Source organism: Cohaesibacter marisflavi, assembly GCF_900115225.1.
Classification (GTDB): domain Bacteria; phylum Pseudomonadota; class Alphaproteobacteria; order Rhizobiales; family Cohaesibacteraceae; genus Cohaesibacter; species Cohaesibacter marisflavi.
Window position 1 is genome coordinate 23,432 of record NZ_FOVR01000009.1, and the last position, 26,153, is coordinate 49,584.

21 protein-coding genes are annotated in these 26,153 nt (G+C 54.7%); 11 read left to right on the top strand and 10 right to left on the bottom strand.

Annotated features, from left to right (window positions below; translation table 11 throughout):
• The first annotated feature begins 44 nt into the window (after positions 1-44).
• The 3 genes from BM258_RS15675 to BM258_RS15685 all read left to right on the top strand — a co-directional run bounded on the left by BM258_RS15675 (position 45) and on the right by BM258_RS15685 (position 3,835).
• Positions 45-1,007, top strand: coding sequence for a site-specific tyrosine recombinase XerD (locus tag BM258_RS15675; RefSeq protein ID WP_280141777.1), 963 nt, complete (start codon positions 45-47; stop codon positions 1,005-1,007).
• 277 nt (positions 1,008-1,284) lie between these two features.
• Positions 1,285-2,238, top strand: coding sequence for an acetyl-CoA carboxylase carboxyltransferase subunit alpha (locus BM258_RS15680; RefSeq protein WP_090073874.1), 954 nt, complete (start codon positions 1,285-1,287; stop codon positions 2,236-2,238).
• 355 nt (positions 2,239-2,593) lie between these two features.
• Positions 2,594-3,835, top strand: coding sequence for a L,D-transpeptidase family protein (locus BM258_RS15685; protein WP_090073876.1), 1,242 nt, complete (start codon positions 2,594-2,596; stop codon positions 3,833-3,835).
• A 151-nt stretch (positions 3,836-3,986) separates the two neighbouring features.
• On the opposite strand, the gene BM258_RS15690 is transcribed toward BM258_RS15685, so the two are convergent.
• The gene (locus BM258_RS15690; protein WP_090073878.1) at positions 3,987-5,444 is read right to left on the bottom strand and encodes a methyl-accepting chemotaxis protein; all 1,458 of its coding nucleotides are present in this window, start codon (positions 5,442-5,444) and stop codon (positions 3,987-3,989) included.
• Positions 5,445-5,833: 389 nt separating this feature from the next.
• On the opposite strand from BM258_RS15690, the gene BM258_RS15695 reads away from it, so the two are divergent.
• Positions 5,834-6,868: a zinc ABC transporter substrate-binding protein gene (locus BM258_RS15695; protein WP_090073879.1), complete on the top strand. Its 1,035-nt coding sequence runs from the start codon at positions 5,834-5,836 to the stop codon at positions 6,866-6,868.
• Positions 6,869-7,009: 141 nt separating this feature from the next.
• Here the strand turns inward: BM258_RS15695 and ppk2 are convergent, their stop codons facing one another.
• The gene (gene ppk2 / locus BM258_RS15700; protein WP_090073881.1) at positions 7,010-7,852 is read right to left on the bottom strand and encodes a polyphosphate kinase 2; all 843 of its coding nucleotides are present in this window, start codon (positions 7,850-7,852) and stop codon (positions 7,010-7,012) included.
• A gap of 225 nt (positions 7,853-8,077) precedes the next feature.
• On the opposite strand from ppk2, the gene BM258_RS15705 reads away from it, so the two are divergent.
• Entirely contained in the window at positions 8,078-10,747 is a 2,670-nt protein-coding gene (locus BM258_RS15705; protein WP_175528105.1) for a DUF3772 domain-containing protein, read from the top strand.
• Positions 10,740-11,306, top strand: a complete 567-nt coding sequence (locus BM258_RS15710) for a CAP domain-containing protein (protein ID WP_175528106.1) — start codon at positions 10,740-10,742, stop codon at positions 11,304-11,306. The genes BM258_RS15705 and BM258_RS15710 overlap by 8 nt, the downstream gene beginning before the upstream one ends.
• Here BM258_RS15710 and BM258_RS15715 read toward each other — a convergent pair.
• Positions 11,273-12,379, bottom strand: coding sequence for a GNAT family N-acetyltransferase (locus tag BM258_RS15715; RefSeq protein WP_175528107.1), 1,107 nt, complete (start codon positions 12,377-12,379; stop codon positions 11,273-11,275). The genes BM258_RS15710 and BM258_RS15715 overlap by 34 nt on opposite strands.
• Positions 12,380-12,619: 240 nt before the next feature.
• Entirely contained in the window at positions 12,620-13,159 is a 540-nt protein-coding gene (locus BM258_RS15720; RefSeq protein ID WP_090073889.1) for a DUF924 family protein, read from the bottom strand.
• A gap of 155 nt (positions 13,160-13,314) precedes the next feature.
• On the opposite strand from BM258_RS15720, the gene BM258_RS15725 reads away from it, so the two are divergent.
• Positions 13,315-13,551 carry a sulfurtransferase TusA family protein gene (locus BM258_RS15725; RefSeq protein ID WP_090073891.1) on the top strand — a complete coding sequence of 79 codons (237 nt, stop codon included), beginning with the start codon at positions 13,315-13,317 and terminating at the stop codon, positions 13,549-13,551.
• A 13-nt stretch (positions 13,552-13,564) separates the two neighbouring features.
• On the opposite strand, the gene BM258_RS15730 is transcribed toward BM258_RS15725, so the two are convergent.
• Positions 13,565-14,788, bottom strand: coding sequence for a D-alanyl-D-alanine carboxypeptidase family protein (locus tag BM258_RS15730; protein ID WP_090073892.1), 1,224 nt, complete (start codon positions 14,786-14,788; stop codon positions 13,565-13,567).
• A gap of 316 nt (positions 14,789-15,104) precedes the next feature.
• Between BM258_RS15730 and BM258_RS15735 the strand changes: the two genes are divergently transcribed.
• Positions 15,105-16,271 carry a M20 aminoacylase family protein gene (locus BM258_RS15735; RefSeq protein WP_090073894.1) on the top strand — a complete coding sequence of 389 codons (1,167 nt, stop codon included), beginning with the start codon at positions 15,105-15,107 and terminating at the stop codon, positions 16,269-16,271.
• Between the two features lie 91 nt (positions 16,272-16,362).
• A complete protein-coding gene (locus tag BM258_RS15740; RefSeq protein ID WP_244544725.1) occupies positions 16,363-17,130 on the top strand; it encodes a sulfite exporter TauE/SafE family protein in 768 nt (255 codons plus the stop codon).
• Here the strand turns inward: BM258_RS15740 and BM258_RS15745 are convergent.
• From BM258_RS15745 to BM258_RS15755, 3 genes are read right to left on the bottom strand one after another with little or no spacing between them, the layout of a single operon-like run.
• Positions 17,096-17,839 carry an ATP-binding cassette domain-containing protein gene (locus tag BM258_RS15745; protein WP_175528108.1) on the bottom strand — a complete coding sequence of 248 codons (744 nt, stop codon included), beginning with the start codon at positions 17,837-17,839 and terminating at the stop codon, positions 17,096-17,098. The genes BM258_RS15740 and BM258_RS15745 overlap by 35 nt on opposite strands.
• Positions 17,829-18,626: an ABC transporter permease gene (locus BM258_RS15750; protein ID WP_244544726.1), complete on the bottom strand. Its 798-nt coding sequence runs from the start codon at positions 18,624-18,626 to the stop codon at positions 17,829-17,831. Before BM258_RS15750 ends, BM258_RS15745 begins: the two co-directional genes overlap by 11 nt.
• Before the next feature lie 3 nt (positions 18,627-18,629).
• A complete protein-coding gene (locus BM258_RS15755; protein WP_244544727.1) occupies positions 18,630-19,643 on the bottom strand; it encodes an ABC transporter substrate-binding protein in 1,014 nt (337 codons plus the stop codon).
• A gap of 552 nt (positions 19,644-20,195) precedes the next feature.
• Here BM258_RS15755 and BM258_RS15760 point away from each other — a divergent pair.
• A complete protein-coding gene (locus tag BM258_RS15760; protein WP_090073898.1) occupies positions 20,196-22,193 on the top strand; it encodes an FAD-dependent oxidoreductase in 1,998 nt (665 codons plus the stop codon).
• Between the two features lie 3 nt (positions 22,194-22,196).
• Complete coding sequence (locus tag BM258_RS15765; RefSeq protein WP_090073900.1) at positions 22,197-24,056, top strand: [FeFe] hydrogenase, group A; 1,860 nt, start codon at positions 22,197-22,199, stop codon at positions 24,054-24,056.
• Between the two features lie 41 nt (positions 24,057-24,097).
• Here the strand turns inward: BM258_RS15765 and BM258_RS15770 are convergent, their stop codons facing one another.
• Together BM258_RS15770 and BM258_RS15775 are read right to left on the bottom strand one after the other, a co-directional pair.
• The gene (locus BM258_RS15770; protein ID WP_210186776.1) at positions 24,098-25,282 is read right to left on the bottom strand and encodes a response regulator; all 1,185 of its coding nucleotides are present in this window, start codon (positions 25,280-25,282) and stop codon (positions 24,098-24,100) included.
• Positions 25,283-25,354: 72 nt separating this feature from the next.
• Complete coding sequence (locus BM258_RS15775; protein ID WP_090073904.1) at positions 25,355-26,041, bottom strand: phytochrome family protein; 687 nt, start codon at positions 26,039-26,041, stop codon at positions 25,355-25,357.
• Positions 26,042-26,153: the final 112 nt, after the last annotated feature.

Sequence of the window (26,153 nt, forward strand, 5' to 3'; positions counted from 1 at the left end):
CGACAAGCACCCAATCTGACGTCCCCTTTAGCTGAGATACCGACGTGACACTGGCAAACCATCAGGCCATTCATCTCTTTCTGGATTCCATGAGCGCGGAAAAAGGCGCCTCGGGCAACACGCTCGATGCTTACCAGCGCGATCTGGACGATCTGGACAGCACGTTATCAGCCAAGGGCATAAAATTCGAAAGCTGCGCCAGCGAGCATCTGCGTGACTATCTGGCGGATTTAGCCGATCGCGATCTGGCCGCCTCCAGCGTGGCACGCAAGATCTCGTCCATTCGTCAGCTCTTCCGCTTTCTTTATCGCGACGGTTTCCGCTCTGACGATCCCTCCACTATGCTCAAGGCCCCCAAACGGTCGCGGCCATTGCCGAAAATCCTGACCGTGCAGGAAGTGGATCGCCTGATTGAAGCGGCCCGTTTCAATGCATCGCTGGAAGGCCCTACCCCGAAACGGCAAATTCGCGCCATGCGGCTTTATGTGCTGCTGGAGCTGCTCTATGCCACAGGCTTGCGCGTCTCTGAACTGGTAACGCTCCCCAGTTCAGCCGCCCATATGGACGGGCAGTTTCTCTCTATTATCGGCAAGGGCAACAAGGAACGTCTGGTGCCTTTGTCTGAGCGGGCAAAGGAAGCCATGCGCGATTACCGCGCCATGCTCAAGGAAACTGGTGCCCCCAAAAGTGCCAGCGCACAGCCATGGCTTTTCCCCTCATCCGGCAAGGAGGGGCACTATACCCGACAGGCCTTCGCCCGCGAGCTGAAGGCCTTGGCAGGCGATGTTGGTCTTGATGCGGGCTCCGTTTCTCCCCATGTTCTGCGCCATGCATTTGCCAGCCATCTGCTGCAAAATGGTGCCAACCTGCGCGCCGTGCAAAAATTATTGGGCCACAGTGATATTTCAACAACCCAGATCTATACCCATATTCTGGATGAGAGACTGATTGAGCTGGTGGAGCACCACCACCCGCTGTCCGATCACTTCGAACCGAAAGCAGAATAAATCCGGCGCGACCTATTTCCGCCATTGTCTTAATCATAGTTGTTGTTAATGGCTCAAAGCTGAGACCGAACCATGTCTGTTGCTTGACAGCCGGACCGAAAAAAGGCCAACGTGGCCGCGACATTTTATTCATGCCTCCTGATGGATCAGGACGGGCAAGAAAATGGCCCCGCTCTGCCGTTCAGAGTCTCGTCCAATGTGCATCTGCGCTGGGCAAGACAGCCAGAGCGCAAGGTGCCTTGGATACCAATAGGAAAGAAGTTGGATCAAACCCGCTATGCATAGTTATCTGGAATTCGAGAAACCCGTCGCTGATCTTGAAGGCAAAGTACAAGAGCTGCTTGTCTTGCAGGAAACCGGGGAAGCCGTAGATGTGGGCGACGAGATCAAACGTTTGCAAACCAAAGCGGACAATGCCCTCAAGGACCTCTATGCCAATCTGACCCCCTGGCACAAAACCCAGATCGCCCGTCATCCGGACCGTCCGCATTTCAAGGAATATGTGTCCGGGCTGATTGAAGAGTTCACGCCTCTCGCCGGCGACCGCAAATTTGCCGAAGACGAAGCCATTCAGGCCGGTTTTGGCCGCTTTCGCGGACGTCCTGTTGCCGTGATCGGGCAGGAAAAGGGCAGCGACACCGAAAGCCGCCTGCGCCATAATTTCGGCATGGCCCGCCCTGAAGGCTATCGCAAGGCCGTGCGCATCATGGAACTGGCGAACCGCTTCAACATGCCCCTCATCACCTTTGTGGATACCGCTGGTGCTTATCCCGGTATCGGCGCAGAAGAGCGAGGCCAGTCCGAAGCCATCGCCCGCTCCACCGACGCCTGCCTTGCCCTTGGAACGCCAAGCGTTGCCACAATCATTGGTGAAGGCGGCTCCGGCGGCGCCATCGCCATCGCCACGGCCAACCGTGTTTTGATGCTGGAGCATTCCATCTACAGCGTCATCTCGCCAGAAGGGGCCGCTTCCATTCTGTGGCGGGATTCCACCCGCGCTGAAGATGCAGCCACCAATATGAAGATCACCGCGCAGGACCTGATGGATTTCAAGATCATCGACCGGATCATTTCCGAGCCGGTTGGCGGTGCCCATCGCGACAAGGAAAAGGTCATCAAGCGCGCAGGCAACATGATCGCTGATTGCCTTGCCGAATTTGACGGCTTGAGCTCAGACGACATTCGCAAACAGCGCCGCGAAAAGTTTCTGACCATCGGAACAAAGCTTTAAGCGCGCTTAGACAATAGCAGACAGTCACAAGGCGGCAGAGCACTCTGCCGCCTTTTTGCGACCTGCGCCAGATTTGCACCAGATCTTTGCCTGACCTATTCCCCTGACATCTCACAAACTTGCGATCCTGCCTGCCACACTCTGGCCCGATTGCCCTTGCAAAAGTCGGTAACCATCTATCAATCTGTTTTGGTTAACGTTTGGTCAAAGACTATTGCCCGGAGAATGGCTCTTTGCCAGTCTTGAGCCATCGGAACTGCTCCCGATTATGTGACCGGCTTCTCCTTGAATGAAACCGCACAGCATGGCAGAAGGGGAATAGTTGGAGCAAACAAACGTGAGTCAGGATTACTGCGTGAAAAAGCACCACCGGCATTGGGTCCGCAATATCGCTCTAGTGACAACGCTGATGGGCAGCCTTGCCTTGAGCGCTTGCAACCCTGAACTGATAGAAGATGGCAAGGCTTCGCAGCCACTGCCGATCAAGCTCAAACACGAAATCCAGAAAATCGGGTCCACCGAGGGCGCGCCGCTCTATATCCGCATCTTCAAGGAGGAAGCGGTGTTGGAGGCATGGAAGCAGACCAAGGATGGAACCTATGCGTTGCTGAAAAGCTATCCGATCTGCGCCTATTCCGGTAAAATCGGCCCCAAGAAGAAAGAGGGAGACCGACAGGCTCCCGAGGGCTTCTATACCATCACACCGGGCCAGATGAACCCGCATTCCAGCTATTATCTGTCCTTTAATATCGGCTACCCGAACAAGTTCGACCGTTCCTACGGGCGCACCGGCAAGCATCTCATGGTGCATGGGTCCTGCTCATCACGCGGCTGCTACGCCATGGAAGACGACCAGATTGCAGAAATCTATGCTCTTGGACGCGAATCCTTCGAGGGCGGACAACGCTCCTTTGCCGTACATGCCTTTCCGTTTCGCATGACGCCGGAAAATATGGCACGCGTGCGCAACAGCGACAACTTCGCCTTCTGGCAGAATCTGAAAAATGGTTATGACCATTTCCAGATCACCCATGTGCCGCCCAAGGTAGAAGTATGCAATCGCACCTATGTCTTCGACCCGCAAGGCGCCAACCATTTCAATGCCTCTGCCCCATGCCCTGATTATACGCTCGAGCCGACCCTTCTGGCCTCTTTGCAAAAGCTGCGCTCGCAAGAAAATGTCCGCTTCAGTCAGGCCGTGCAGAAACAGGATGCAGCCGACCAGAAGGCTGAAACCAAAGCCAACAACCAGATGCTTGAAGCACAGTTGGAGGTTTTGCAGCGCAAAGAACGCATTGCCGAAGGAAAAAATCCTGATGGCTTTCTGGCAGGCCTGCTAAAAGGCAATCCGGCTCCTGCCGCAGCGCCCGCTCAGCCGGTTGCAACGCAATCAACTCAGACATCAACAGCTCAGGCAGAGACACCTCAGACGGTTACTGCTCAAACGCAGCCCAATGCCGGGGCACCCGCCTCCAACAGCTTTTTCTCAAAGCTGGGCTCGGCCATCAGCAAGCCTTTCAAACCCTTGACGGGAGACAGCAGCCAGAGCACAAGCAAGGAAACCGCGACCCTGACAACGCTACCACAGGCCCGCTAGCAAGAGTGCTTGCACCTTCTGCCCATCTAGACCGATAGAGATAGTGTCGAGTGGATTTCAAGCTGAGTAGTGGTCAGGAAGCTGAAAAGAAATCAAAAGAATAAGGGGGCTTTCGCCCCTTTATTTATATCCTCTGACAATATATCGCGCGCTAGGTCACCCGGTATCCCATGCGCAGCCCGCCCCAATGGCGCCCCTGCACATAGATCGGGGCAGAAACATCCTTCATCAAAACATAGCTGCCGCCGCCCATATCCCGACGATAGGTTTGCAGCAGGAAGGGCTCGGTATTCTGCCCGGCGGCCAGCCCAACCCGATCATCAAAGATGCGACGGTTGCGGCAATTGGCGGCATTCCAGACAGGATCATCGCCTTGCGACTTGGAAAAGGCCTTGTTGTGGGTCGGCAGATAGCCGTTTTTGTCAACGGCCGCCACAAAGACCACATTGTCATTCTCAGCCACAATCGGTTCCTGAAACTGCGGCATAACCCTGTCGGTCATTTCAGTGAACGGCGTCATCACCTGCTCGGGATTGGTTCCCGGAATTGGCGTGTAAGAGGAGTCAAACAGATCAGCAAGGGAAATGCGCCCTGCCTTGACCTCTTCTTCAAAGGCCTGCCCGATCTCTCCGGCCAAACGCTGAATAGATTGGATACAGAAGGTATTTTCCGTCTCCACGCCGTCAAGGGAGGTTTCCGCGATCATCTTGTCGGACTTGGCCACGGACTGCAAAAGCCGCTTGCTGGCCTTGTTGAGACCGGAATGGGTAAGATCAAAGGCTTTGTGCACCGCATCCACATCCCCCACAAGGCTCCCCAGAGAGCTGTTATTCTCGGAGACCTGCGTTTCAATGGAAGCCGACGCCTCACGGATTGTCGAGAAGGCCTGATCCAGATCCTGAATGACGTCTTGCATCGAGGCCGTGCTGCTTTCAACCTCCCCCATGAAGCTTGTCGCTTCATCGCTGAGAGAAATGAGCGCCTGTGCCTCGCTATCGAGATCGCTGAGGGTCGCCCCAATCGTCTCTGTTGCTTTACTGGTCTGGCTGGCCAGCGCTTTTACCTCGGTTGCCACCACGGCAAACCCCTTGCCCGCCTCGCCTGCTCGGGCAGCTTCGATGGTGGCATTAAGCGCCAGAAGGTTGGTCTGTCGCGCGATTGCATCGATCACACCGGCCACATCCCGCACGGACGAAAAGGCCGTCTGCAACCCTTGCAACTGCTCACTAATGCCGGTGATCGCCTGCATCAGTTCTCCCACCTTTTCAAGCGTCGTCTCAGACATCTGGCGACTACGCCCGACATCACTGGAGGTCTGTTCGGCTATGGCAAAGGACCGGCTGGCGGAATCCAGAATCTGATCGTTGGTCTTCTGCACTTCGCTCGAAGCCGAGACCAGTTGCGACAGGGACTGGAAACAGGCTTCTGTTTCCATATTGATCATCTCGACTTCCCCGGCCACATCGGCCATATCCTGCCCCAAACCATTGAGGTCTCCCATCAGCCTGACAAGGCCGACATTATCTTTTGAAGATGTGCCCACCGCCTTTTCCAAGGCGTCGGCATCACCATATTGGTCTACAGAAGCATTATTCGCGCGCGTCACCATATTTTGGTTGTCTTTCGTGACTATTTTGTTTTTAGCGAAATTAAACAATTCCCGCTCCTCCCGGTGCGCTCTTGACGTTTCACATTTTATTCAAATTGCGAAACCTCAACCCGAGGTAAACAATGCTGGTTAATAAAAATATTTATTTCAGGAATACTGCTTCTCTTAACATAAGAAAAAACGAATCTATATTGTCTCAATGTGTTTAAAACAATATGGAAACCAAAATTTTGCTTGGACCTATTAAGAAACTCTTTTTGGAGATGTGCTCTAGAGTGAATAAAATGACGCTTGACAGGATCAAAGCAAGCCTATAAATGAAACGTTATAACATATCAATTCACTAAATACTCATCGCACAAGACACCTGAAGGGCATCGTATCAAACCATGAAAAACAGAACCAGACGGACCATGCTCGCTGCCGCATCGGCCTTGTTTCTCTCGACAGTTGCCAACCATGCCGCACAAGCAGCCCCAAAGGTCGCCACATCCATCGCGCCGGTCTATTCGATCACAGCTGCGATCATGAAGGATGTTGGCACCCCAAGCCTGCTCATTGATCAGGCCACCTCTCCGCATGCTGCGAAACTCCGTCCTTCGGACGCAAAGGCACTGCAAGAAGCAGACCTCGTTATTTGGATTGGTGGAAACCTGACACCAAGCCTGGAAAAACCTATCGAAACCCTTCCTGCGAAGGCGCAGATCCTCACATTGGGCGAGTTAGATGGCCTGATCGAACTAGAGGTTAGAACCGGCGGCAATTGGGAAAAGCATGTTCACGATCACGATGATCATCATGACCATGACGCCCATGAAGAAGACCATGATGAGCATGAGGCCGATCATGGCGACCACGAACATGACGAGCATGAGCATGAAGATCACGACCATGACGCTCACGACCATGGGGATCACGACCCGCATGTCTGGCTAGACCCGCAGAATGGCCTGACAATGGCAAAAGCCATTACAGCTGCACTCAGCAAGCTTGATGCTGAAAACGCGGACAAATATGCCGCCAATGGAAAGGCTTTCGAGGAAAAACTGACCAGCACGACGCAAAGCATCAAGGCCGAGCTGGCCGCGATCAAGGACAAGCCCTATATCGTGTTCCATGACGCCTATCACTATTATGAAAATCGCTTCGGCATTGCGGCCGTTGGTTCCGTGATGCTACAGCCCGGTGTCGCCCCTGGCGTTGCGCGTGTCCGCGAAATTCGCTCAAAGCTCAAGGAACTTAATGTGGTCTGCATCATGGCTGAGCCACAATTCTCCGACAAGATCCTCTCAACCCTGATTGAAGGAACGGATACCAAAATCGGCCAACTTGACCCGCTTGGCACCAATCTCGATCTTGGCCCGAACCTGTATGTCGAGCTGATGCGCTATAACGCAGACAAGCTGACCGAATGCCTCCAGTGAGATATCCGACAGCGATCCCGATCAGATTGTTGGATAGTGCCGCAGTTTCCCGATCAAGTCACGAGCGGCAGAGACATTTGGAACGAGAAAAGCGGGTAGCAATACCCGCTTTTCTTATATCTGGCGTATGTCCGCGCGCCCTCAATCGCCATCCTTGAGGAAGTCATAGCCAAAACCGAGAATTTTCGGATCGATCGGCTCAAGCAAGGATTGGTCTTTCTTTGGATAAGGCAACTCGTTGAGAAGATAGCGCATCATGTTGAGCCGGGCCCGACGCTTGTCATTGGCGCGAATGACGATCCATGGCGAATGATCCTTGTGCGTCTCCTTGAGCATCCGGTTGCGGGCAGCGGTATAATCGTCCCATTTTTCCAGCGCCTCCAGATCAATAGGCGACAGCTTCCAATGCTTTAGCGGACTATGGCGGCGATCATGGAACCGCTTCCACTGCATTTCCCGTCCGATATTGAGCCAGAACTTGAAAAGCCGGGTTCCGCTATCACGCACCATCTTTTCAAAGCGCGGCGCATCCACAAGAAATTTTTCCGTCTGCTCGGGTGTACTAAACCCCATCACCGGCTCAACACCCGCACGGTTATACCAGGAGCGATCGAACAAGACGATTTCACCACGTGTGGGCATTTGTGCAGCATAGCGCTGGAAATACCATTGCCCGCGCTCGACATCGCTGGGCTTGGAAAGCGCAACAGAACGTACATTTCTTGGGTTGGTATATTGGGTCAGCACCTTGATGCAGCCCCCCTTGCCCGCCGCATCACGACCCTCGAATACGCAGACGACCCGTTCCCCGGTTTCCTTAACCCACTCCTGAGCCTTCACCAGCTCGATTTGCAGAGCTTCAAGTTCCTTTTCATATTTCTTGCGTTTGAGCTTGCTCTTATAGGGGTACCCCCCGCTCTGCATGATTTCTTTTTCAATTTTTTCGGGAAATACCGGATCATCCAGATCAAATGATAGCGTCATCTTTTTGTCTCAACCTCTTTAATCAAGCATCTTGAAGGGAATCCTACTGCTGGGACAACCATGACACCAGTAGGGAAGTTCCAAAAAGACATATTTCCTTCATATTTGGCGTATGGTTTGATTGACCCATCGAAGCAATTGAGTTCACCTTCGATTTCCATTAGACAAAATATACACTTTGCTCAGCGGGCTCGGCCTGTTTCGTTTTTGCATGAGGATCACTGCGTGGCATATTTCAAACCTGTTCATCGCTTCCTGATCATTGCCAATCTGGCGATCTGTCTTTTTCTCGCGGCTTTCTCCTTTGCCAGCGCACAAGCCATACCAACCTCCGGAGCCAGCAGTACAGAGTCTCTCATTGCCCGGCTTGATCAGGTGGAAGCCACTCTGTCGCGCGCATCTTTATCCGATCAGACCTATGCCGAACTGAGGACAGAGCTCAACGCCATCAAGACCGAGGCAACCGCCCAGAAAGAACGTCTGGAGCCCCAACTGCAGGAGGCTCAGGCCCGGTTCGATGCGCTCAAACCGGCAGCGCCAGCGCAAGACGGAGAAGCCAAGAGCGACACGCAAGCCCCCTCTCTCACAGATCCCTTGCAATTGCAGCAATCCTCAGGCGATGAGCAGGACAATGCAGAGCCAACCACGGCAGCCGCACCGCCAGCCATCGCCGGTCCGAATAGCGAAACTGAAGAACTCGCCAAACGGCGCAATGAGCTTGAAGCCCATATCTCGGAGCTGGATGCCCAGCTGAAGCTGGTCACTTCCACGCTTGTGCGAGCCGAACAGCTGAGCAACCGCATTACGGTGGCCCGTCAGCAGCGTTTCACCAGCCAGTTGCTTGAGCGCAGCAACTCGATCCTCGATCCGACCCTCTGGGTGAAGGGGCTGGCTGGCCTTGCCACAACTTGGCGCGTCGCTGTGACCCTAATGACGGACTGGAGCCACTATATCTCCAACAAGGCCTCCGAACAGATCTGGCAGATACTCGCCACACTGACCTTCGTCTTCTTGTTGATCTTTGGCCCCTTGCGTATCCTGCTCTTTAGAGGCTTATCGCGCCTTGCAAGCCTTGAATCACCAACGGCCCTACAACGCAGCTATTTTGCTAGCTGGGCTATGCTGGTCTATACAATTTTCCCCATTTTCGTTTTCTGGGCGATCACACTCATCCTGATCAACGCGAATCTATTACCAGATCGCATTGAGCTATTGTTCAAGCATCTGTCCTTTGTGATCTTCGCTGGCTCGCTATCCTACGGCCTTGCGCGGGTGTTGCTGGCACCTGGACGACCAAGTTATCGCCCCCTCAATCTGGAAACAGGCGATGCGACCCGGCTCTTCAGCATTGCGTTGGCCCTGATCATCACCTTCATGGTGGAAACCCTATTTGATGAAGTGGACGAGCTGCTCTTCGCACCATTGGAAACCACCATTGTCATCAACGGTGTAACATCTTTCCTTGTTGCCCTGCTTGTTTCCCTCGGTTTGCGCATGCTGATTGCGGCACAGCCGGAGAATGATGGCACAACGGTACTGGAAGAAGAAAAACAGGGCGGCTTTTCCTTGCCGCGCTTCATCCGCTTTCTGCAACCGCTGATCTGGCTGATCTGCCTGATCACTGCCACGGCTCCTATTCTGGGCTATGTCTCGCTGGGGGCTTTCGTGGCCGAACAGCTGGGGCGCCTGTTCATCATTCTGGGCCTGTTGGGCATTTTCTCGGCCCTCATAGACAATTTCCTGCTCGAACACCTCAGCTCGGCGGAAGGCCCCCAAAAGCGCATCTCCAAGGCTATGGGCGTTTCTACCAGTGCAGTCAATCAGTTGGGCGTGCTGCTGAATGGTATCGTCCGGATCTTCCTTTATATCACAGCAGCCCTGTTGATCTTCACCCCGTGGGGCGTTGAATCAACCGATTTCATAACCTCTCTGCAAAACGCCATTTTCAGCGTCAAGCTGGGCGATTTGACCATATCGCCGATCAATATCGTTGGCGCTCTTGTGGTCTTTATCATTGCCATCGTTCTGCTCAAGAGCGTTGAACGCTGGATAGAACAGCGCTGGTTGCCGGCCACCAATCTCGATTCAGGGCTCAAAAGCTCCATCCAGACCAGCCTTGGTTATCTGGGAGTGATCATCGCGGCTATGGTCTCCTTCTCCTATATGGGGCTGGATCTTTCCAACATCGCATTGGTAGCCGGTGCCCTGTCGGTTGGTATCGGTTTTGGCTTACAGAGCATCGTCAACAACTTTGTCTCCGGCCTCATCCTGTTGGTTGAACGCCCCATCAAGACCGGCGACTGGGTCGTTGTAGGTGCTGATCAGGGCTACATAAAAAAAATCTCGGTGCGCGCCACCAAGATCGAAACCTTCGATCGGGCGACGGTTGTGGTGCCAAACTCGGAGCTGATCTCCAACCGGGTCATGAACTGGATGCATAATGGCTCCATGGGCCGCATCATCGTGCCCATTGGCGTATCCTATGATGCCGATCCGGACCGCGTACGCGAAATCCTGCTCGCAGTGGCCGATGCCAATGACTATGTTACAAGCTATCCGGCCCCTGTCGTCTATTTCATGGATTTTGGCGCATCTTCGCTCGATTTCGATTTGCGCTGCTACGTGCAGGACGTCAACAACTCGCTGACAGCAAAGAGCGATTTGCGCTTTGAGATTTTCCGCGCCCTGAAAGAGGCAAATATCGAAATTCCATTCCCGCAGCGCGACGTTCATGTGCGTTCGGTCACCCTTCCTGAAGAATTAAAGGCCGCCGCATCACAGCAGGCGAAAAAGCCGCGCAAAAGACGCGCGCGCCCTAAAGCCGACGAAATTGATATCGATGATGCCCAGACCATAGACACAGCAGAAGGTGACGCCGATGCGGCCGATGACTAAGACCAAAATGATGGCCGCAGCAATGGCGACATTGCTTGTTGCAAACTGCTCGGGCGGCCCAGGGCCAAGCTCTCCGGCCATGTATGACAATCTTGGCCGAGGCGATGTGAGCGTCAATCCGCAAGAGGCGCTGAATATGCTCAACGCCTACCGCAAACGCCATGGCCTCTCCACCCTCACGTTGAGTGAGAAGCTTAACGCAGCCGCTCAGGAAGAGGCTGACGCCATGGCCAAGGCCGTAAAGGTCAGCCACGCGCTCACGCCGGATCTCACCCTCATCAAGCGCCTCAAGCGCGCGAACTATGATCCGGTTCTGGCCACAGAGAATATCGGTGCAGGATACTGGACCCTTGCGGAAGCCTTTTCCGGCTGGCGGGATTCGCGCAGCCACAACAAGAATATGCTCAAGGAAGGTGTAACCGAAATGGGCATCGCCACTCAGTTCAGGGGTGACGCAAAATACAAGGTTTTCTGGTCACTCATTCTGGCCAAGCCGGATGATGGCATCAACCGACGGCCGCTCAGTCAAACGCGCCCAAGCGCTCTCTTTGCCCAATAGCGGGCACTGTCTCTGGCGACATATGCCGTGCGCAGTCCGCGCGCGGCAAGCGTTCCGCGCCGGTTGAGCGGAACAAACAACAAGGCCATGGACCGCCGTCCCGCCCAAATATGCTCTGCAATGGGGTGGCCACTATCTGCCAGACTGTCGATATAATCGATGCCCGGATCGGCGATGGCCTGCCGGCTTGCCTCCAGGAGAATCTGCACGCCGGGGGAATAGCGCTTATAGACATCGTCCATTCCGGTCTTCCACGTAAAGAGACCGCGCCCCACCCTGAAACTCACCAGACCGCCAATACACCGACCGTCAAGCGATAGTAGATCAATCCGCGCACGATCTTTAGCCATCATTTCAGAAAAGACCTTATGCACAAAGGCATTCAACCGCTCATCGACAGCCAGAGCCGTGCCCTTGGACGCCTTCCAGCCAGATGCTTCGACATGCAGAAAGCTCTCAATGGCCTCTCCATAGTCCAACCCATCTTGCGTCGAGAGAACCTCAAGCTTGCCAAGATCTGAAAGCCTGCGCCATTGACGCCCGGTGGTCTTGCGCTTGTTTCGGCTTAAACTCATCCCGCCATCTTCCGCAGCAACATTATCGGATGCACAATTGAGATAGGCCCGCTTATGGCGCCGGGCCATGGGAATGACGTCGGATGCATCGGAACGACCCAAACGAGTTACCAGCCATTTTTCCAGCCAGCCATATTCCCGCGCTTCCAGCGGGAAAAAGGGCCAAAGTAAAACATCTGCCCGCGCTTCAGCGGTGAGTTGATCAAGGGCAGCATGGAATGCCGCTTCCTCACGAACATGTACCCCGTCAGGATTGAAAAAGGCCCCGCCGATAGGACTACTGCCATGAGCAAGAAACCGCACGATGGGTACCCCAAGCGAACTGGCATTCCGCACATGCTCAAAGGGCAGACGATATCCGCCTGACTGCACACAATCGAGCGCGCTCGCCGTGAAAAAGCCCTCACTGGCGCGCATAAATGTGTCATCGACAAACGGATTATCAAACTGATCGGTCAAACTGGCAATTTTCTGAATGAACCTCGTTTGCTGGAGCATCTGATCAACTTCCCCAAAAACGGCGGTCATACGTTTGGATAATGGCTTTGCGTAAATCGCCATACTTTCACAATTCCGTTTCCAAATGGCAAACATTAGAAAGCTTCTGACGAACTACGGCTGCGACCGCCTAAATCGCACCTTCCCCTATTTGGCGTCCAAACTATACGCAAAAACCCAGAGGCGAAAGAAAATCCTTAAATTTTAGTTAATTGTGAGCCAAACACTTTGCTCGCTATGCTAGCCAGAAAAACCGCCACTGGTGAGGAAAGCACGCTCAGTCTCTGTCGTTTCCCGCCCCAATGCGGCATTGCGGTGCGGAAAACGTCCGAACCGCTCGATAATGTCATAATGCTCCTGCGCAGCATTGATCGCCGCTTCTATGCCAATCTGCTTCATCCATGCCAGACAATTTTTCTGATCCTCCAGTGCCTCCGAATGCATCATCGGCATAACTGCGAATTGCTGCTCGGCTGCATTGAGATCGTCCCAATCGGGCATATCAACCATCTCATAGGCCAGCCTCAGGGCGACCTCATCATGGGAGAATGCCTCGGGAAGCCCCCGGAAGAGGTTGCGTGAAAATTGATCGAGCAGAATGATCAGCGCCTGCTTGCCCCGAAGCTCCTCTTCCCAATGCTGAAGGCGCCCCGCACGGGCATCGTCCAGCGCCAACCCGAACGACACACGGATGCACATGTCAAAGGCCGCATTCTTGCTGAACCAGAGCTTCGGATCAGCGGAAAACCAGAAATTCAATACATCATGTGGTTCGGTCATATCTTGTCTCGCAAAATTATGTAAAAACGCATATAGATTTCTTGCAGAGTTGAATGAAACAGTGAAGACAAAGCAAGGCCTTTCAGAAGCCTCGCCCGAACATGTCTTCGTGCCTCGTCACAGGCAGCCCCGCGCAAGAGGAATAGGAGCCGCAGATGAAAGATCTGGATCTTACAGGCCTCAAATGCCCCTTGCCTGTTCTGCATACCCAGAAAGCCCTCGGACAAATGCCTGCAGGCACTCAACTGCGTGTTGTCGCAACCGACCCCATGGCAGCGATCGACCTACCCCATTTCTGCAATCAGAAAGGCCACAAACTGCTGGAAAGCAGCAAGAAAAGCAACGCCCTGACCTTTCTCATTGAAAAGGGAACACAGGCGACAGAAAGCTGAGCTCAAGAAAAAATCATGGCTTGGCGCGCGGCAGCTGAGCCAGCTTGATCTGCGAGCCCTTCTGCTGCTTGAGCGGCAGCACAGACTTGTCCCTCGGAGCATACAAAGGCAACTGAGCCAGATTTTCCGGCAAGATCACCGGCCGTTCCACCGACCGCGCCCCCGCATAGACCCGCACCGGCTCCATGAGTTTGAAGCGCGGCGACAGATAGCTGGAGCTATATTTCACGGTCGGATTCCATTTCACCTGACCATTGGGACAGACCTCAGAGCGCATATTGCCAGCCGAGGCGATAGGCCCGAAGGCGGCTTCCTGCGTGATCGGCACACCAGCACCACTGCGCATATCCTGCCGCTGGAAGCCTTCGCTTAGCAGAAAAGCGGCCGTTTCAGCGCGGATTTGCGCGTTGGGAGCCCCCATGACCACAGCCAGCAACTGTCGCCCGCCACGGGTGGCCGAGGCAACGATATTATACCCTGACGCACAGACAAAGCCGGTCTTCATGCCGTTGGCACCGCGAAAATGTTCCAGCAAGGTATTGTAGGAGCGCAGCACCTTCTTGCCATGCCGGATGGCCGGTATCTGGAACAGGGTGCGATATTGTGGAAACTCAACGAGAATCTGCCGCGCCACCAGCGCCATGTCCCGCGCCGAAGACACATGCCCCGAAGCATAAAGCCCGTTGGCATTGACAAAATGAGACGCATGCATGCCGAGCCGCTGCGCCTCGGCATTCATACGCTTGGCAAAGGCAGGCTCGCTACCAGCAACCCGCTCGGCGAGAGCGGCGGCAATATCATTGGCCGATTTAACCAGCATCATGCGCAGCGCATTGCCAACAGTGAGCTTTGTGCCCACCGGGAAACCCATTTTGGAAGGCGGATAGGAGAGCGCATGCTTGGAAACGGTCAACACACTGTCTTCGGAAATCTCACCCGCCTCGATGGCTTTGAAAATGACATAGGCCGACATCAACTTGGTCAGAGAGGCAGGATACCATTTCTTGTTAGCATCTCGCTGATAAAGCACATTGCCCGTGGCCACATCCATCAGCAGCAGCGGATTGGGGGAAATCTCCAGATCCGGCAAAGTCCCCTGTCCATTGGCGGCAGCATTGGCCAACGCAAGATGGGCATGAAAGATGCCAGCCAGCATGAGAAAGGCCAGAACAACGGGTCGGTAGACCGCCCGTTTGATGGACAGACGCGGGCATCTGATGACAGAAAGGTCGATCATGAAGAAAGAGAACTCCCAAAAGCAGCGGGCAATGGCTTGGCAAATTATCCTGTCCCTTCTCTAACCCAAGATCATGGCACGAACAAGAGAGCAGCGCGCCAAAGATCCATTCTTTGGCCTCCCATGATGGAGGCAAGAAAGGGAGCGAAGAAGGTTCGATTTTACAACAAAAGCGCTTGCCCCCTCCTAGCCATATGACTAATCTGCTCTCAAATGCATGGAAAACCTCATCACCATGCAGTCTTATCCAGACATAAAAATCGCCGTAAATTGACGACGTGCGAGAAGCCTCCCGGAAAAGCAAAAGGTTACTTCAATGCCTATCATCAACCGAATTGCCGAGTTTCAGAATCAGATCAAGAAAGTACGTCAGGACCTTCACGAATATCCGGAACTGCAATATGACGTCCACAAGACAACAACCCGCGTCATCGCCGAGTTGAAATCCTATGGCATTACCAACATCACCTCCGGCGTTGGCCAGTCCGGTGTTGTTGCCGTCATTCAGGGCAAGAGCAACAAGTCCGGCCGCACCATCGGCCTGCGCGCCGATATGGACGCCCTGCCGCTGCATGAGGCGACCGGCAAACCTTACGCCTCCAAGGTTGAAGGCAAAATGCATGCCTGTGGCCATGATGGACACACATCCATGCTATTGGCGGCTGCCAAATATCTTCAGGAAACCCGCAACTTTGATGGCGAAGTGGTGCTCATCTTCCAGCCTGCTGAAGAAGGGGGCGGCGGTGCCCGTGCCATGGTGGAAGACGGTTTGATGGACCGCTGGAACATCGAACAGGTCTATGGCATGCACAACTGGCCCGGCGTGCCTGCCGGTACGTTCCAGATTCGTCCCGGCTCACTGATGGCATCGGCCGACCGCATTTATATCAATGTTGAAGGCAGTGGCGGGCATGCAGCCAAGCCGCATGAATGCATCGACACGGTGGTGGTCATTTCCGCCATCATTCAGGCCATTCAGACCATCGCCAGCCGCAATGTCGACCCGCAAGATTCCATCGTCATTTCCCTTTGCCATGTCGAAGCAGGTTTTACCGACAACGTCATCCCGCAAACCGGCCTCATTGAGGGGACTGTCCGCACACTAAATCCTGAAACTCGCGCCTTGGCTGAAAAACGCCTGAAGGAAATAGTCGAAGGCACCGCAGCTATTTATGGCGCAAAGGCAAGCCTCAATTACAAGCGCGATTATCCAGTGACCGTGAACCATGAGGCCCAGACGGAAACTGCCGTCAAGGTGGCCAAGTCCATCGCGGGAGCGGATAAGGTGGTTGATGACGTGGTTGCCACCATGGGCGCCGAAGATTTTTCCTTCATGCTGCAAGAACGCCCCGGAGCCTTCATCTTTATCGGCAACGGCGACTCTGCTCCGCTTCATCACCCCAACTATGATTTCAATGATGAAGTCATTCCGGTTGGCGCTTCCTACTGGGCCAAACTGGTCGAAGAGCTGCTGCCAGCTTAACGCAAGCCATTTGAAAGAGCCGGCGTCACCCCCGGCTCTTTTTTTCAACGCGGCATAATCAAAATATCCAACGCAAAAGAGACAATCGCCTTTGCTGGAAACCTTGCCCCTCTTTGCCCATACCCAGCTTACCGAGGTGACGCTCTGGGGGCTCATCATCGCGAGCTTCTTCACATCTGCATTCACGGCCGCCTTTGGCATTGGCGGCGGCGTGACCCTTCTGGCGATTTTAGGCATGGTCATTCCCGTGACCACGCTCATTCCCGTGCATGGCACCGTGCAGATGGGGTCCAACGCCGGGCGCGCTTGGCATCTGCGCAATCACATCCATTGGCGCCTGATCGGCCTTATCGCGCTGGGCGCTATTGTCGGCACCCTTCTTGGGTCTCAGATCGTCGTCGCCCTACCCGATGCCCTTCTCAAGACCATTCTTGCCCTGTTTGTTCTGGCAATCACCTGGCTGCCCACCCCAAGGCGAGTGAAAAGCGGAGATCGCACTGTTGGAGTTGGCGCTTTTATCGCTTCTCTGGCAGGTATGTTTGTGGGCGCCACCGGGCCGCTGCTTGCTGCCCTCATTTCCGGCCGGATCGACAACCGGCAAGGGGTCGTTGCCACTCATGCAGCAGCCATGACACTCTCCCATGCCTTGAAGATCATCGCCTTCGGTTTTATCGGCTTTGCCTATACCAACTGGCTGGGCCTTATCGGCGCCATGATTCTGTCTGGATATCTGGGCACCCGCACCGGCAGCAAACTTCTCCATGTCATGGATGAGGTGCTGTTTCGCAAGATTTTCAGAGTGATCATCACGGCGCTGGCGCTGCTCATGCTTTTGGGCGCGGCCCGAAGCGTCCTGTGACATCCCCCATCAGAGCGTGCTCAATCTCATCGGCCAGCGCCAATTCCTGTTGCCGATTGCCCCGACCATAATTCTCAAAACGGGTCACGATGCGTGTCGGTGCGGATGTCAGCAACAAGATTTCATCGGCCAGCGCCACAGCATGGCGGGCATCATGGGTCACCATCAACAGGCCCATTCCGTGTGCATCAACATGATGACACAACAGCGCCTGCATCTGTTGGACCAAACTGAAATCAAGCCCGTGGAATGGCTCATCCAACAGCAGCATATCCGGCTCGACAACGAGGGCCCGCGCCAACGAGACCCGTTGACGCATACCGCCCGAAAGCTGATCGGGAAATTGCCGATAATGCTCCTCAGGCAACTCCACGGCCTTCAGCATAGCCGCCGCCTTTTCCTCCCGCTCACGACGAGCAGCAACCTGCCCCTTCAAGGCAAAAGCCACATTGTCGATGGCCGTCCGCCATGGCAACAAGAGTGGCTCTTGAAACATCACTGAAAGGCGCTGCACAGCACAGACAATCCGGCCAGCATCGGGATTCAAAAGTCCAAGCATCAGAGACAGCAAAGTTGTCTTGCCGCATCCCGAAGGCCCCATAAGCGCCACCACTCCCTGTGTCGAGCAGGTCAGCGATATATCCGCGAGCACCGGTTGGGAGCCATAGGCAAAATGAACATTCTCGATCAAGAGCAGATTATCCCCCATGATTGCCCCTTTCCTCCTGCCTGCGCCAGACATGCATGCGCTCGCGCACAAGGCGCAACAGCAGATGGTCAAGCACAATCAGGATAAAGACGACGACAACCACCCACGCCAGCAATTGGGCCGTATCCACCCGCGCCCGCGCAGCTGCGATGCCATCGCCGATGCCACCCGAGCCAGAGAGCAGCTCAGCCATAATGGAAACTTTCCATGACATGGCCAACGTTGTGGCCAGCGCCGGATAGAGATAGGCCAGCATATGAGGCCCATAGACATCGCTTACCATCGCCCGTGGTGGCGCATGGAAGGCGCGAGCCATCCGCGCCAGATCCCCATCAAGGCTGCGCACAGCTTGCAAGGCGGCAGCAAAGATCATCGGCGCGGTCGCCACGGCAACCGTGAAGACCACCGCCCACCGGCCACCAAACCACAGCAGAGCCAACACGATCCACGCGATCGCCGGAATGCCAAGAAGGATGATGGACACCGGCTGCAACACAAAACGCACATCTTTGAAGCGACCGGCCATACCTCCTGCCATCACACCCATCACGACACTGATGCACCAGCCTAAAAGCGCATTGAAGGTCGTGGTCTGAAGCGCAACCACCACCTCCCCTGCCCTGATCATCCTGCCAAGCATGACGAAGGTTTCGCCGACGCCGGGCAGCACGAGCGAGCCATAGGCAACATGGCCCGCCTGCCACAGCGCCAGCATTCCCCCAACGCCGACAGCAAACAGCAGCCACCGCTTCAGATATCCGGATCTTTGTCGATCACGCTTGGCCACCCGTTACCCCCAGTAAAAATCCGGCGTCGGCTTCCTACCACCAACAATGCCCGGATCAAGGCTCATCAGATGCTCAAAATAAAGCTCGATATCCGCACGCGCCTCTTTGGCCGACTGCACATCCAGATGTACATAGGGCAGAGACTGGGCGATCACCGGCGCAGGCAGGGGAAGAGATTGCGCAGCCAGCTTACCCGCCTCATCCCAGTTGGCCTTTGTCCACTCGCCCGCCTCAACGCAGGCCTGATGCACGGCGGCAACGACCTCCGGCTTCTCTTCAAGAAAGGCAGGGTTGACCGCCAACCCCACCTGCGGAATGCGTGGCCCTCGCCCCGTGTGAGCGCCGTAAACCTTTGTGATATCGATGGCGCGATAGAGAGGCAGCCCGGCTTTTTGGGCCCGAAACAGCGCCGCAGTCGATGCAGGTTCATGCAACACCGCCACATCGCCGCGCCCTGAGAGATAAAGCGGCACCGCTTCCCCCGGCGAGCCGACATAATCCAGCGTCACATCCTTGTCCGGATCCAGTCCGGCCCACATAAGCACAAGACGAAACAGCAAATCGGGCGCTTCATTCTTGTTGGACAGCAAAACCCGCTTGCCCGCCAGATCCTCAATTCTGGTTATGCCCTCCTCACGCGCCATCACATAGAGCACACCCCATGTCACCACATTGAGCATCACCGTGCCTGCGCCGCGATTGAAGAAATTGGCAGCAGCATAGGTGGAGGTTGCAAACAGCTTGAAGTCGCCAGAGGCAATGCCCGCGCGCATCTGGTCGGTGCTTTTCCAAACATCAAACCGTAAATCCGGCGCGATCCCCTCCAATGCACCAGAGGCCACTGCGCGGGCAAAGACGGCAGAAGGAGAGGCAGGAATGCCCCACAGGGTCAGACCACCAGAAGCGGCCTTGGCCGACAGACCACCCAGAGAGAAAGGAGCCCCCGCGATAGCCAACCCAACGGCCCATTTGAGCAACGAACGCCTTTCGAGCGGCATGTCCGACGGTAAAAACATCTCCCAACCTCCCTTTTTACCTTAAGCTGCCCCACCGACTAGAACACCACTAAAATCCAAAGAGAAAAACAGAATTCAAGGCAATTTCTGGCAAACCGACCCCAAAGGACCATATTCAACAAGTCTTTCACACTTATAAGACGAAAGTATTGAATACATCGTACTTCCGCCAAAAACAAACAATTCTCAGTATTCTTACCGCGACAAAACAACATTCTGGAAAAATTTGAGAATTTACCATAACACCCTCAATCTAATCACATTTTCAAAAAAATTATATAGATAAAAAACAAACAGATAAATATTTCACACATTGAATTAAAAATATTTCTCTTCAGATCCGACGGGTTGCTTTGTAGCAGTTTGACTTACCGCAAGATTTTTACCCTTTTCTGGCCGAACATAGCCACAGACAAGAAAACGGCTTTGTCCAAAGGGTGGATCTACAAGGAAGGCACCGTATCAGCTGCGGGGCGCTCTGCCTTCTTGCTTCGCATCTAACCATAGATGCCTTCCGGTTTATGATGGTTATTCTACGCGACGGGGGTCAGTGTGGCACAAGTGGTGTATGGCGTTTGGGATGGGGTTGTTCATGATGCACGGCGCAATTTGCCCGGCACGGACACGCCACTCGCAGCCTTGCGAAATTTCGACGAATTTGACGAAGGAAATGCAGTCCGTGCCTTTTTTGCGGACAGGGGCTTTTTCGTCTTTGATGAGAGCGTCAGTCTGGTCGACGGGCTTTTTCATTATATCAACAAGGCTGCGGAACAATCCTGCGGTGCCTGCACGCCCTGCCGCATGGGCACAGTGCTGATACGGGACGCGCTGGACAAGATGCGCCGCGGGCTGGATTCCCCGCTCGATTTCGATGATATCGAAATGCTGGCTGACCAAATGAAGGAAACCTCCCTTTGTGGCCTGGGACAGACCTGCTGCATCGCCCTGTTGGAGGTCATCCATCACTTCCGCGAGCAGATCGAGAAGGAAGTGGCCGATCATATGCCCATCCGCGCCCAGCATGGCATGGCCTATATGACAGCCCCCTGCATCGAGGCTTGCCCCTCCAAGGTCAATGTGCCGCGCTATATCGACTATATCCGCGATGGCAAACCGGAAAACTCACTGGGTGTGTTGCTACAGAAATACCCCATGGCCGCCACCTGTGGCCGTGTCTGTGTGCGCTATTGCGAGCAGGCCTGCCGACGTAAATTCGTGGACGAGGCAGTGGGTATCAAAACCCTCAAGCGCTTTGTCGCAGACCAGCAGAAAGGGCCGCATGCCCTCAAATTCACTCGGGAAATGATCCAGAAGCCCCTTGCCGATGGCATGAAGGTTGCCGTCATTGGCGCCGGACCAGCAGGCATTTCCTGTGCCTATCACCTGCTGCTACACGGCTATCATGTGGATGTGTTTGAAAAGCAGGATAAAGCCGGCGGCATGGCCCAGATCGGCATTCCGAATTATCGCCTGCCCAAGGATACCCTCGCCATGGAAACCGACATCATCGTTGATCTGGGGGGCCGTTTCCTGTTTGGCCAGCAATTGGGAGCCGATTTCACCATCGACGATCTGTTCCAGCGCGGCTACAAGGCGGTTTTCCTTGGCCTTGGCTGTCAGGAAGGCACCATGTTGGGCCTCAAGAATGAAGAACAGGTACGCGAAGGCTATTTCACCGGCATCGATTTCCTGCTCAAGGTACATGACCATGTGGATGGCATTAACACCTTCCAGCTCAAGGGCGATGTGGTGGTCGTAGGCGGCGGCAACGTTGCCATGGACTGCGTCCGCTCGGCGGTCCGCCTTGGTGCCGACAATGCTCACCTCATCTATCGCCGCACCCGCGATGCCATGCCCGCCGACACTGAAGAGGTGGAAGAGGCAGAGAAGGAAGATATCGACTTTCATACCCTTTGCACACCGACCCGTATTATCAGCGAGAATGGCAAGATTACCGGCATTGAACTGGTTGAGATGGAAGAAACGGAGCCGGACGAAAGCGGTCGCCGAAGCGTGCGCCCCATCCCCGGCACGGAACATGTCATGGCCTGCTCAACGGTCATTGCCGCCATCGGCCAGCAGGTGGAAAGTCAGGAACGCATTGCCGAGGAAGGCATCGACTTCAACCATTGGAAATGCGTGGAAGCGGACAAGTCTCTGACCACCTCCCGACCTGGCGTCTTTGCCGGTGGGGACTGCGTTACCGGCCCCTCTACTCTCATCTACGCCATGTCGGCAGGGTTGAAGGCCGCACGCAGCATCGACGACTGGATCCAGTTCGGCACGCCGCGCTTCTTCAAGCGCTCTCGTATGCGCGAGCTGATCAACGAGAATGCCTTCCTCGCCAATGACGCGGTGGAAACGCCGGTGCGCAATGGCTATCGGGTGCATAATCCGGCGCTTGATCCGGATTTGCGCAAGAAAATGTTCAGCGAGGTGGAACAGACCATCAGTCTGGAAGACGCCTATACCGAGGCGCAACGCTGCATGCGCTGCTATCGCCTCTATTCCGTCATCACCAAGCATTCCATCCCCGAAGGAGCGGCCTGAGCCATGTGCACCACTGAGCCCATCAGCTATGCCGGACGCGATCCTGCCGAGGCAACCATCAAGCTTCAGATCAACAACAAGCAGTGCATGGCCTTTCCCAACGAGACCATCCTGTCCTGCGCGCGGCGCCACGATATCTACATCCCAACCCTGTGCGAACTGGATGATATCGATCACACGCCGGGCACATGCCGCGTCTGCGTCGTGGAAATCACCCATTCAAAACACAATGGCGCGCAGATCGTTACCTCTTGCAACACTCCGGTGCGTGAAGGGATGACCGTCCAGACACGATCCAAAAAGGCGCGCGACATGCAGAAGCTGCAGGTCGAACTGCTCATGGCGGACCATCTGCAGGACTGCGCCACCTGCATCCGTCATGGTGATTGCGAGTTGCAGGACGTGGCCCAATATGTGGGCCTGACGGAAAACCGCTTCTTTGACCGGCTTCTGGCCGAGAGCCGCCCGGTGGACGAAGCCTCCACATCCATGATCCGCGACATGCGCCGCTGTATCCGCTGTCAGCGTTGCGTTGCCATTTGTCGCGATCATCAGGGCATTGATGCCCTCGTCATGGAAGGCACCGGCAACAACCGCGTCGTTGCTCTGCGCGATAGCACCGATCCGATGAGCAATATCTGCGTCTCCTGCGGGCAATGCGTTCTGGTCTGCCCCACCGGGGCGCTGGGCGAGAGAGACGAAATCGACAAGGCTCTCGATTATATCTGTGATCCGGACATCACAACAGTGGTCCAGTTTGCACCAGCCGTGCGCGTTGCCTTTGGCGAAGAATTCGGCATGCCTGCGGGCACCAATGTAGAAGGCCATGTCATAGCAGCCTGCCGCAAAATCGGCGTCGATATCGTGCTCGACACCAACTTCGCCGCTGACGTCGTTATCATGGAAGAAGGCACCGAGCTGCTCGGCCGCCTCAAGGAGGGCCGCAAGCCAACCTTTACCTCTTGCTGCCCGGCATGGATCAATTTTGCAGAAACTCACTATCCCGATATCCTGCCTCTGCTGTCGTCAACCAAATCACCCCAACAGGTGCTTTCGACCATTGCCAAGACTTACCTACCGGAAAAACAGGATATTGCAGCCGACAAGATCCGCGTCATCTCAATCATGCCCTGCATCGCCAAAAAAGACGAAGCAGCCCGCCCGCAATTGGGTGAAGCAGGCAAGCAGGATACGGATGTGGTGCTGACCACCCGAGAATTCGCCCGCCTTTTACGGCGTGAAGGGATTGACCTCAAGACCATCAAGCCTTCCAGCTTCGACAACCCGTATATGAGCGAATATTCTGGCGCTGCCGCCATCTTCGGCACCACGGGCGGCGTCATGGAAGCCGCCGTGCGGACCATTTATTCGGTGGTCAACGGCAAGGAGCTCGACAAAGTGGAGCTTACGCAGTTGCGCGGCTTTGAAGGGGTACGCGAAGCAACGGTTGATCTTGGTGGCCCGATCGGCGCGGTCAAGGTCGCCATGGTCCATGGGCTCGGTGACACGCGCAAACTGGTGGAAATGGTCCGCTCTGGTGAAGCCGATTATGACTTTATCGAGGTCATGGCCTGTCCGGGGGGATGCGTCGATGGCGGAGGCTCCTTGCGTTCCAAGAAAGCCTATTTACCGCTGGCCATGGCGCGGCGGGAAACCATCTATAATGTCGACCGGAAAACCAACGTGCGCCAGTCGCACAAGAATATGCAGGTGCAGGCCCTTTACAGGGATTTTCTGCAAGCACCAAACTCGGAAAAAGCCCATCACCTGCTGCATACGCACTATGAGGATCGCCGCAAGGACCTTCGGCATACGGTGAAGGAAATCTGGGACAATCTGTCCATGAGCTCGGTTCTTTACTGAAAGAGTAAAATCAGATCATTAAAACCAGTCGGGCCTGCGCATCAGGACAGGCCCGATCCCCGCTCCTGCAACAGATCCGCATTGAGCGGAATCCGGCAGCTGATTTCAAGATTGCGGTTCGCGTAGCCAACCGTCCAGTCTCCTCCCAGAATCTGCAGGATATGTTCAGCCAGCAGAAGGCTGCCCGCCCGTTCGGTGCCAAACAGATAGGCCAGACTGATGGTGCCGGAAACATCAAATTGACGAATATCCTGCGCCTGATCCTCTGCGGTGCCAAACTCGGAGATAAAGATATCGAGCGTCTCGGAGCCGAGTTCATAACTCACGGCGACATCAGAGCTTTCGCTCGCGTAGCGCACGGCTCCGCGCAGCAGAACAAACAGCAGTTCCCTGAGTAGCCCCTCGTCACTGAGAATGATCGAATCAGCAACATGCTCGCAAAAGCTCAGCGTCTTGCCAAATTGCTCGGCTTCAAAGCGACATTCCTCAACCACTTCGGTCAAGACGGTGCTGACGTCAAACGGCTTGAGTTTGAGGGCACTCTCCTTGTTCAGCATGGATATGCCCACGCCGACATAGGACACCTCATTCCGCAGCGCGGCAATCCGTTCGAGTGCATCGGAGATGAGGCCCTCGGCCTCCTGTCCGCGTCCAGCCTTAAGCGCATCAAGGGCCAGAACGGCGAATCCGTGAGACTGATCGAGCCCGCCATTGATATGCTTCAGCCAACCGCCAATCTTGTCCGCATCAAGCTGTTTCTGATGATAGTTCAAGCGGGTGTTCGATGCGATCTGGGCGATGTTGCGCAGCATCAGTTCAAGCGTCTTGGCTGAAAGCTCCTGTTTGGCCAGAAACATGTCCGCGCCGGAATTGAGGCTGACCTCCTGAAAAGACGTATCATCAAGCGACGACATGACAACGATCGTACCGGCAGTGTCGCCTCCCTCTCTCAGAGAGGAAACAAGGGAAACAGAGGAATCCTCCCCCATCCAGTAGTCGAAAAGATAGAGATCAAAATGATTGTCTGAGCAAAGTTTCTCAGCTTCTTTCAAACTGTCGGCAAAGGTCACGTCAAACCGAAACCCTGTCAGCTGTTGCAGCAACCAATGCACATAGCGCCTGTCAATCGGATCATCATCCAGCAGAAGACATGAAAGATGAATATCTTCTCCAGCGGCTTGAGATATCCGCTCGAGTTCGCTCGCCATTCCCTGAGAATAGCTCATCCAGGCCGCACACATCTGAAACCCCCGTGATCAGAATATCGGTCCAGAAGAGGATAGTTAAAAATCTGTAAATCACAAACAGATATTCACCCTGAGCACATCATCTCCGTTCTTCTCCATGTAAAGCGCCCAACCATGCCGGAGGCAAATCTCACTACACTCATGAAGACAAAGAAGTTCGAACAGATCTCCAGATTTATACTGCGCCAACTCGCTCAACTGGAGTTTCTCCGAAAAATCAATGCTGCAAGGCGAGAAATCGAGACGAATATGAGCGGCAGATGCCTCATCGTGACAAACGGAAAGAACCAGTTCTGCGGATTGCTCTTTGGCAACATCGAAGGGAATGCTTCTCAAGAGCCGCTGGATAAACTGCCGCAAAAACTGGGGATCGGCGGTCACCGAGATCGAATTTTCCCTTTTGAACAAAACTGTTTCAAATTGGAGTGATTCTATTTCCGTCGACAGAGCAGCCGCAAAATTGGCCTCCTGCAGTGCAAGAGGCTTGCACATGGCATCAGAATACGCACGCACGGCCTGTGTCATTTCGGACAACTGTCTGGTCTTGTCTTGCACCATCCCCAGAATGACCTGCGCATCCTCATCAAGCGAGTCAGCATGCTCTGCCTTAAAAATCTCGATCAACTGGGCAATCTGCCTGATGGGGGCCATGGTGTCATGGGCAATCCGGCGGCTAAGCTCATAGCGCGCTTTCATGCTCTGTTCGGAAGAGGATACGCCGCCGTCCTCATTGGTCATCACAATAGCCCTCCCGATACCGTGAAAAATCAACAACCAAACAACCTTAAGATGTATAGACATATTTAACTATGGTTAATTTGATGTTAATCTTCCCTCTAAGTTTCGGATA

Bases quoted from the DNA above. Each gene is read 5' to 3' on its own strand.
- BM258_RS15680 (WP_090073874.1), top strand. From the start codon at position 1,285: ATGCATAGTTATCTGGAATTCGAGAAACCCGTCGCTGATCTTGAAGGC.
- BM258_RS15690 (WP_090073878.1), bottom strand. From the start codon at position 5,444: ATGGTGACGCGCGCGAATAATGCTTCTGTAGACCAATATGGTGATGCC.
- BM258_RS15695 (WP_090073879.1), top strand. From the start codon at position 5,834: ATGAAAAACAGAACCAGACGGACCATGCTCGCTGCCGCATCGGCCTTG.
- ppk2 (WP_090073881.1), bottom strand. From the start codon at position 7,852: ATGACGCTATCATTTGATCTGGATGATCCGGTATTTCCCGAAAAAATT.
- BM258_RS15710 (WP_175528106.1), top strand. From the start codon at position 10,740: ATGACTAAGACCAAAATGATGGCCGCAGCAATGGCGACATTGCTTGTT.
- BM258_RS15715 (WP_175528107.1), bottom strand. From the start codon at position 12,379: ATGCTCCAGCAAACGAGGTTCATTCAGAAAATTGCCAGTTTGACCGAT.
- BM258_RS15720 (WP_090073889.1), bottom strand. From the start codon at position 13,159: ATGACCGAACCACATGATGTATTGAATTTCTGGTTTTCCGCTGATCCG.
- BM258_RS15725 (WP_090073891.1), top strand. From the start codon at position 13,315: ATGAAAGATCTGGATCTTACAGGCCTCAAATGCCCCTTGCCTGTTCTG.
- BM258_RS15730 (WP_090073892.1), bottom strand. From the start codon at position 14,788: ATGATCGACCTTTCTGTCATCAGATGCCCGCGTCTGTCCATCAAACGG.
- BM258_RS15735 (WP_090073894.1), top strand. From the start codon at position 15,105: ATGCCTATCATCAACCGAATTGCCGAGTTTCAGAATCAGATCAAGAAA.
- BM258_RS15745 (WP_175528108.1), bottom strand. From the start codon at position 17,839: ATGGGGGATAATCTGCTCTTGATCGAGAATGTTCATTTTGCCTATGGC.
- BM258_RS15755 (WP_244544727.1), bottom strand. From the start codon at position 19,643: ATGTTTTTACCGTCGGACATGCCGCTCGAAAGGCGTTCGTTGCTCAAA.
- BM258_RS15765 (WP_090073900.1), top strand. From the start codon at position 22,197: ATGTGCACCACTGAGCCCATCAGCTATGCCGGACGCGATCCTGCCGAG.
- BM258_RS15770 (WP_210186776.1), bottom strand. From the start codon at position 25,282: ATGAGCTATTCTCAGGGAATGGCGAGCGAACTCGAGCGGATATCTCAA.
- BM258_RS15775 (WP_090073904.1), bottom strand. From the start codon at position 26,041: ATGACCAATGAGGACGGCGGCGTATCCTCTTCCGAACAGAGCATGAAA.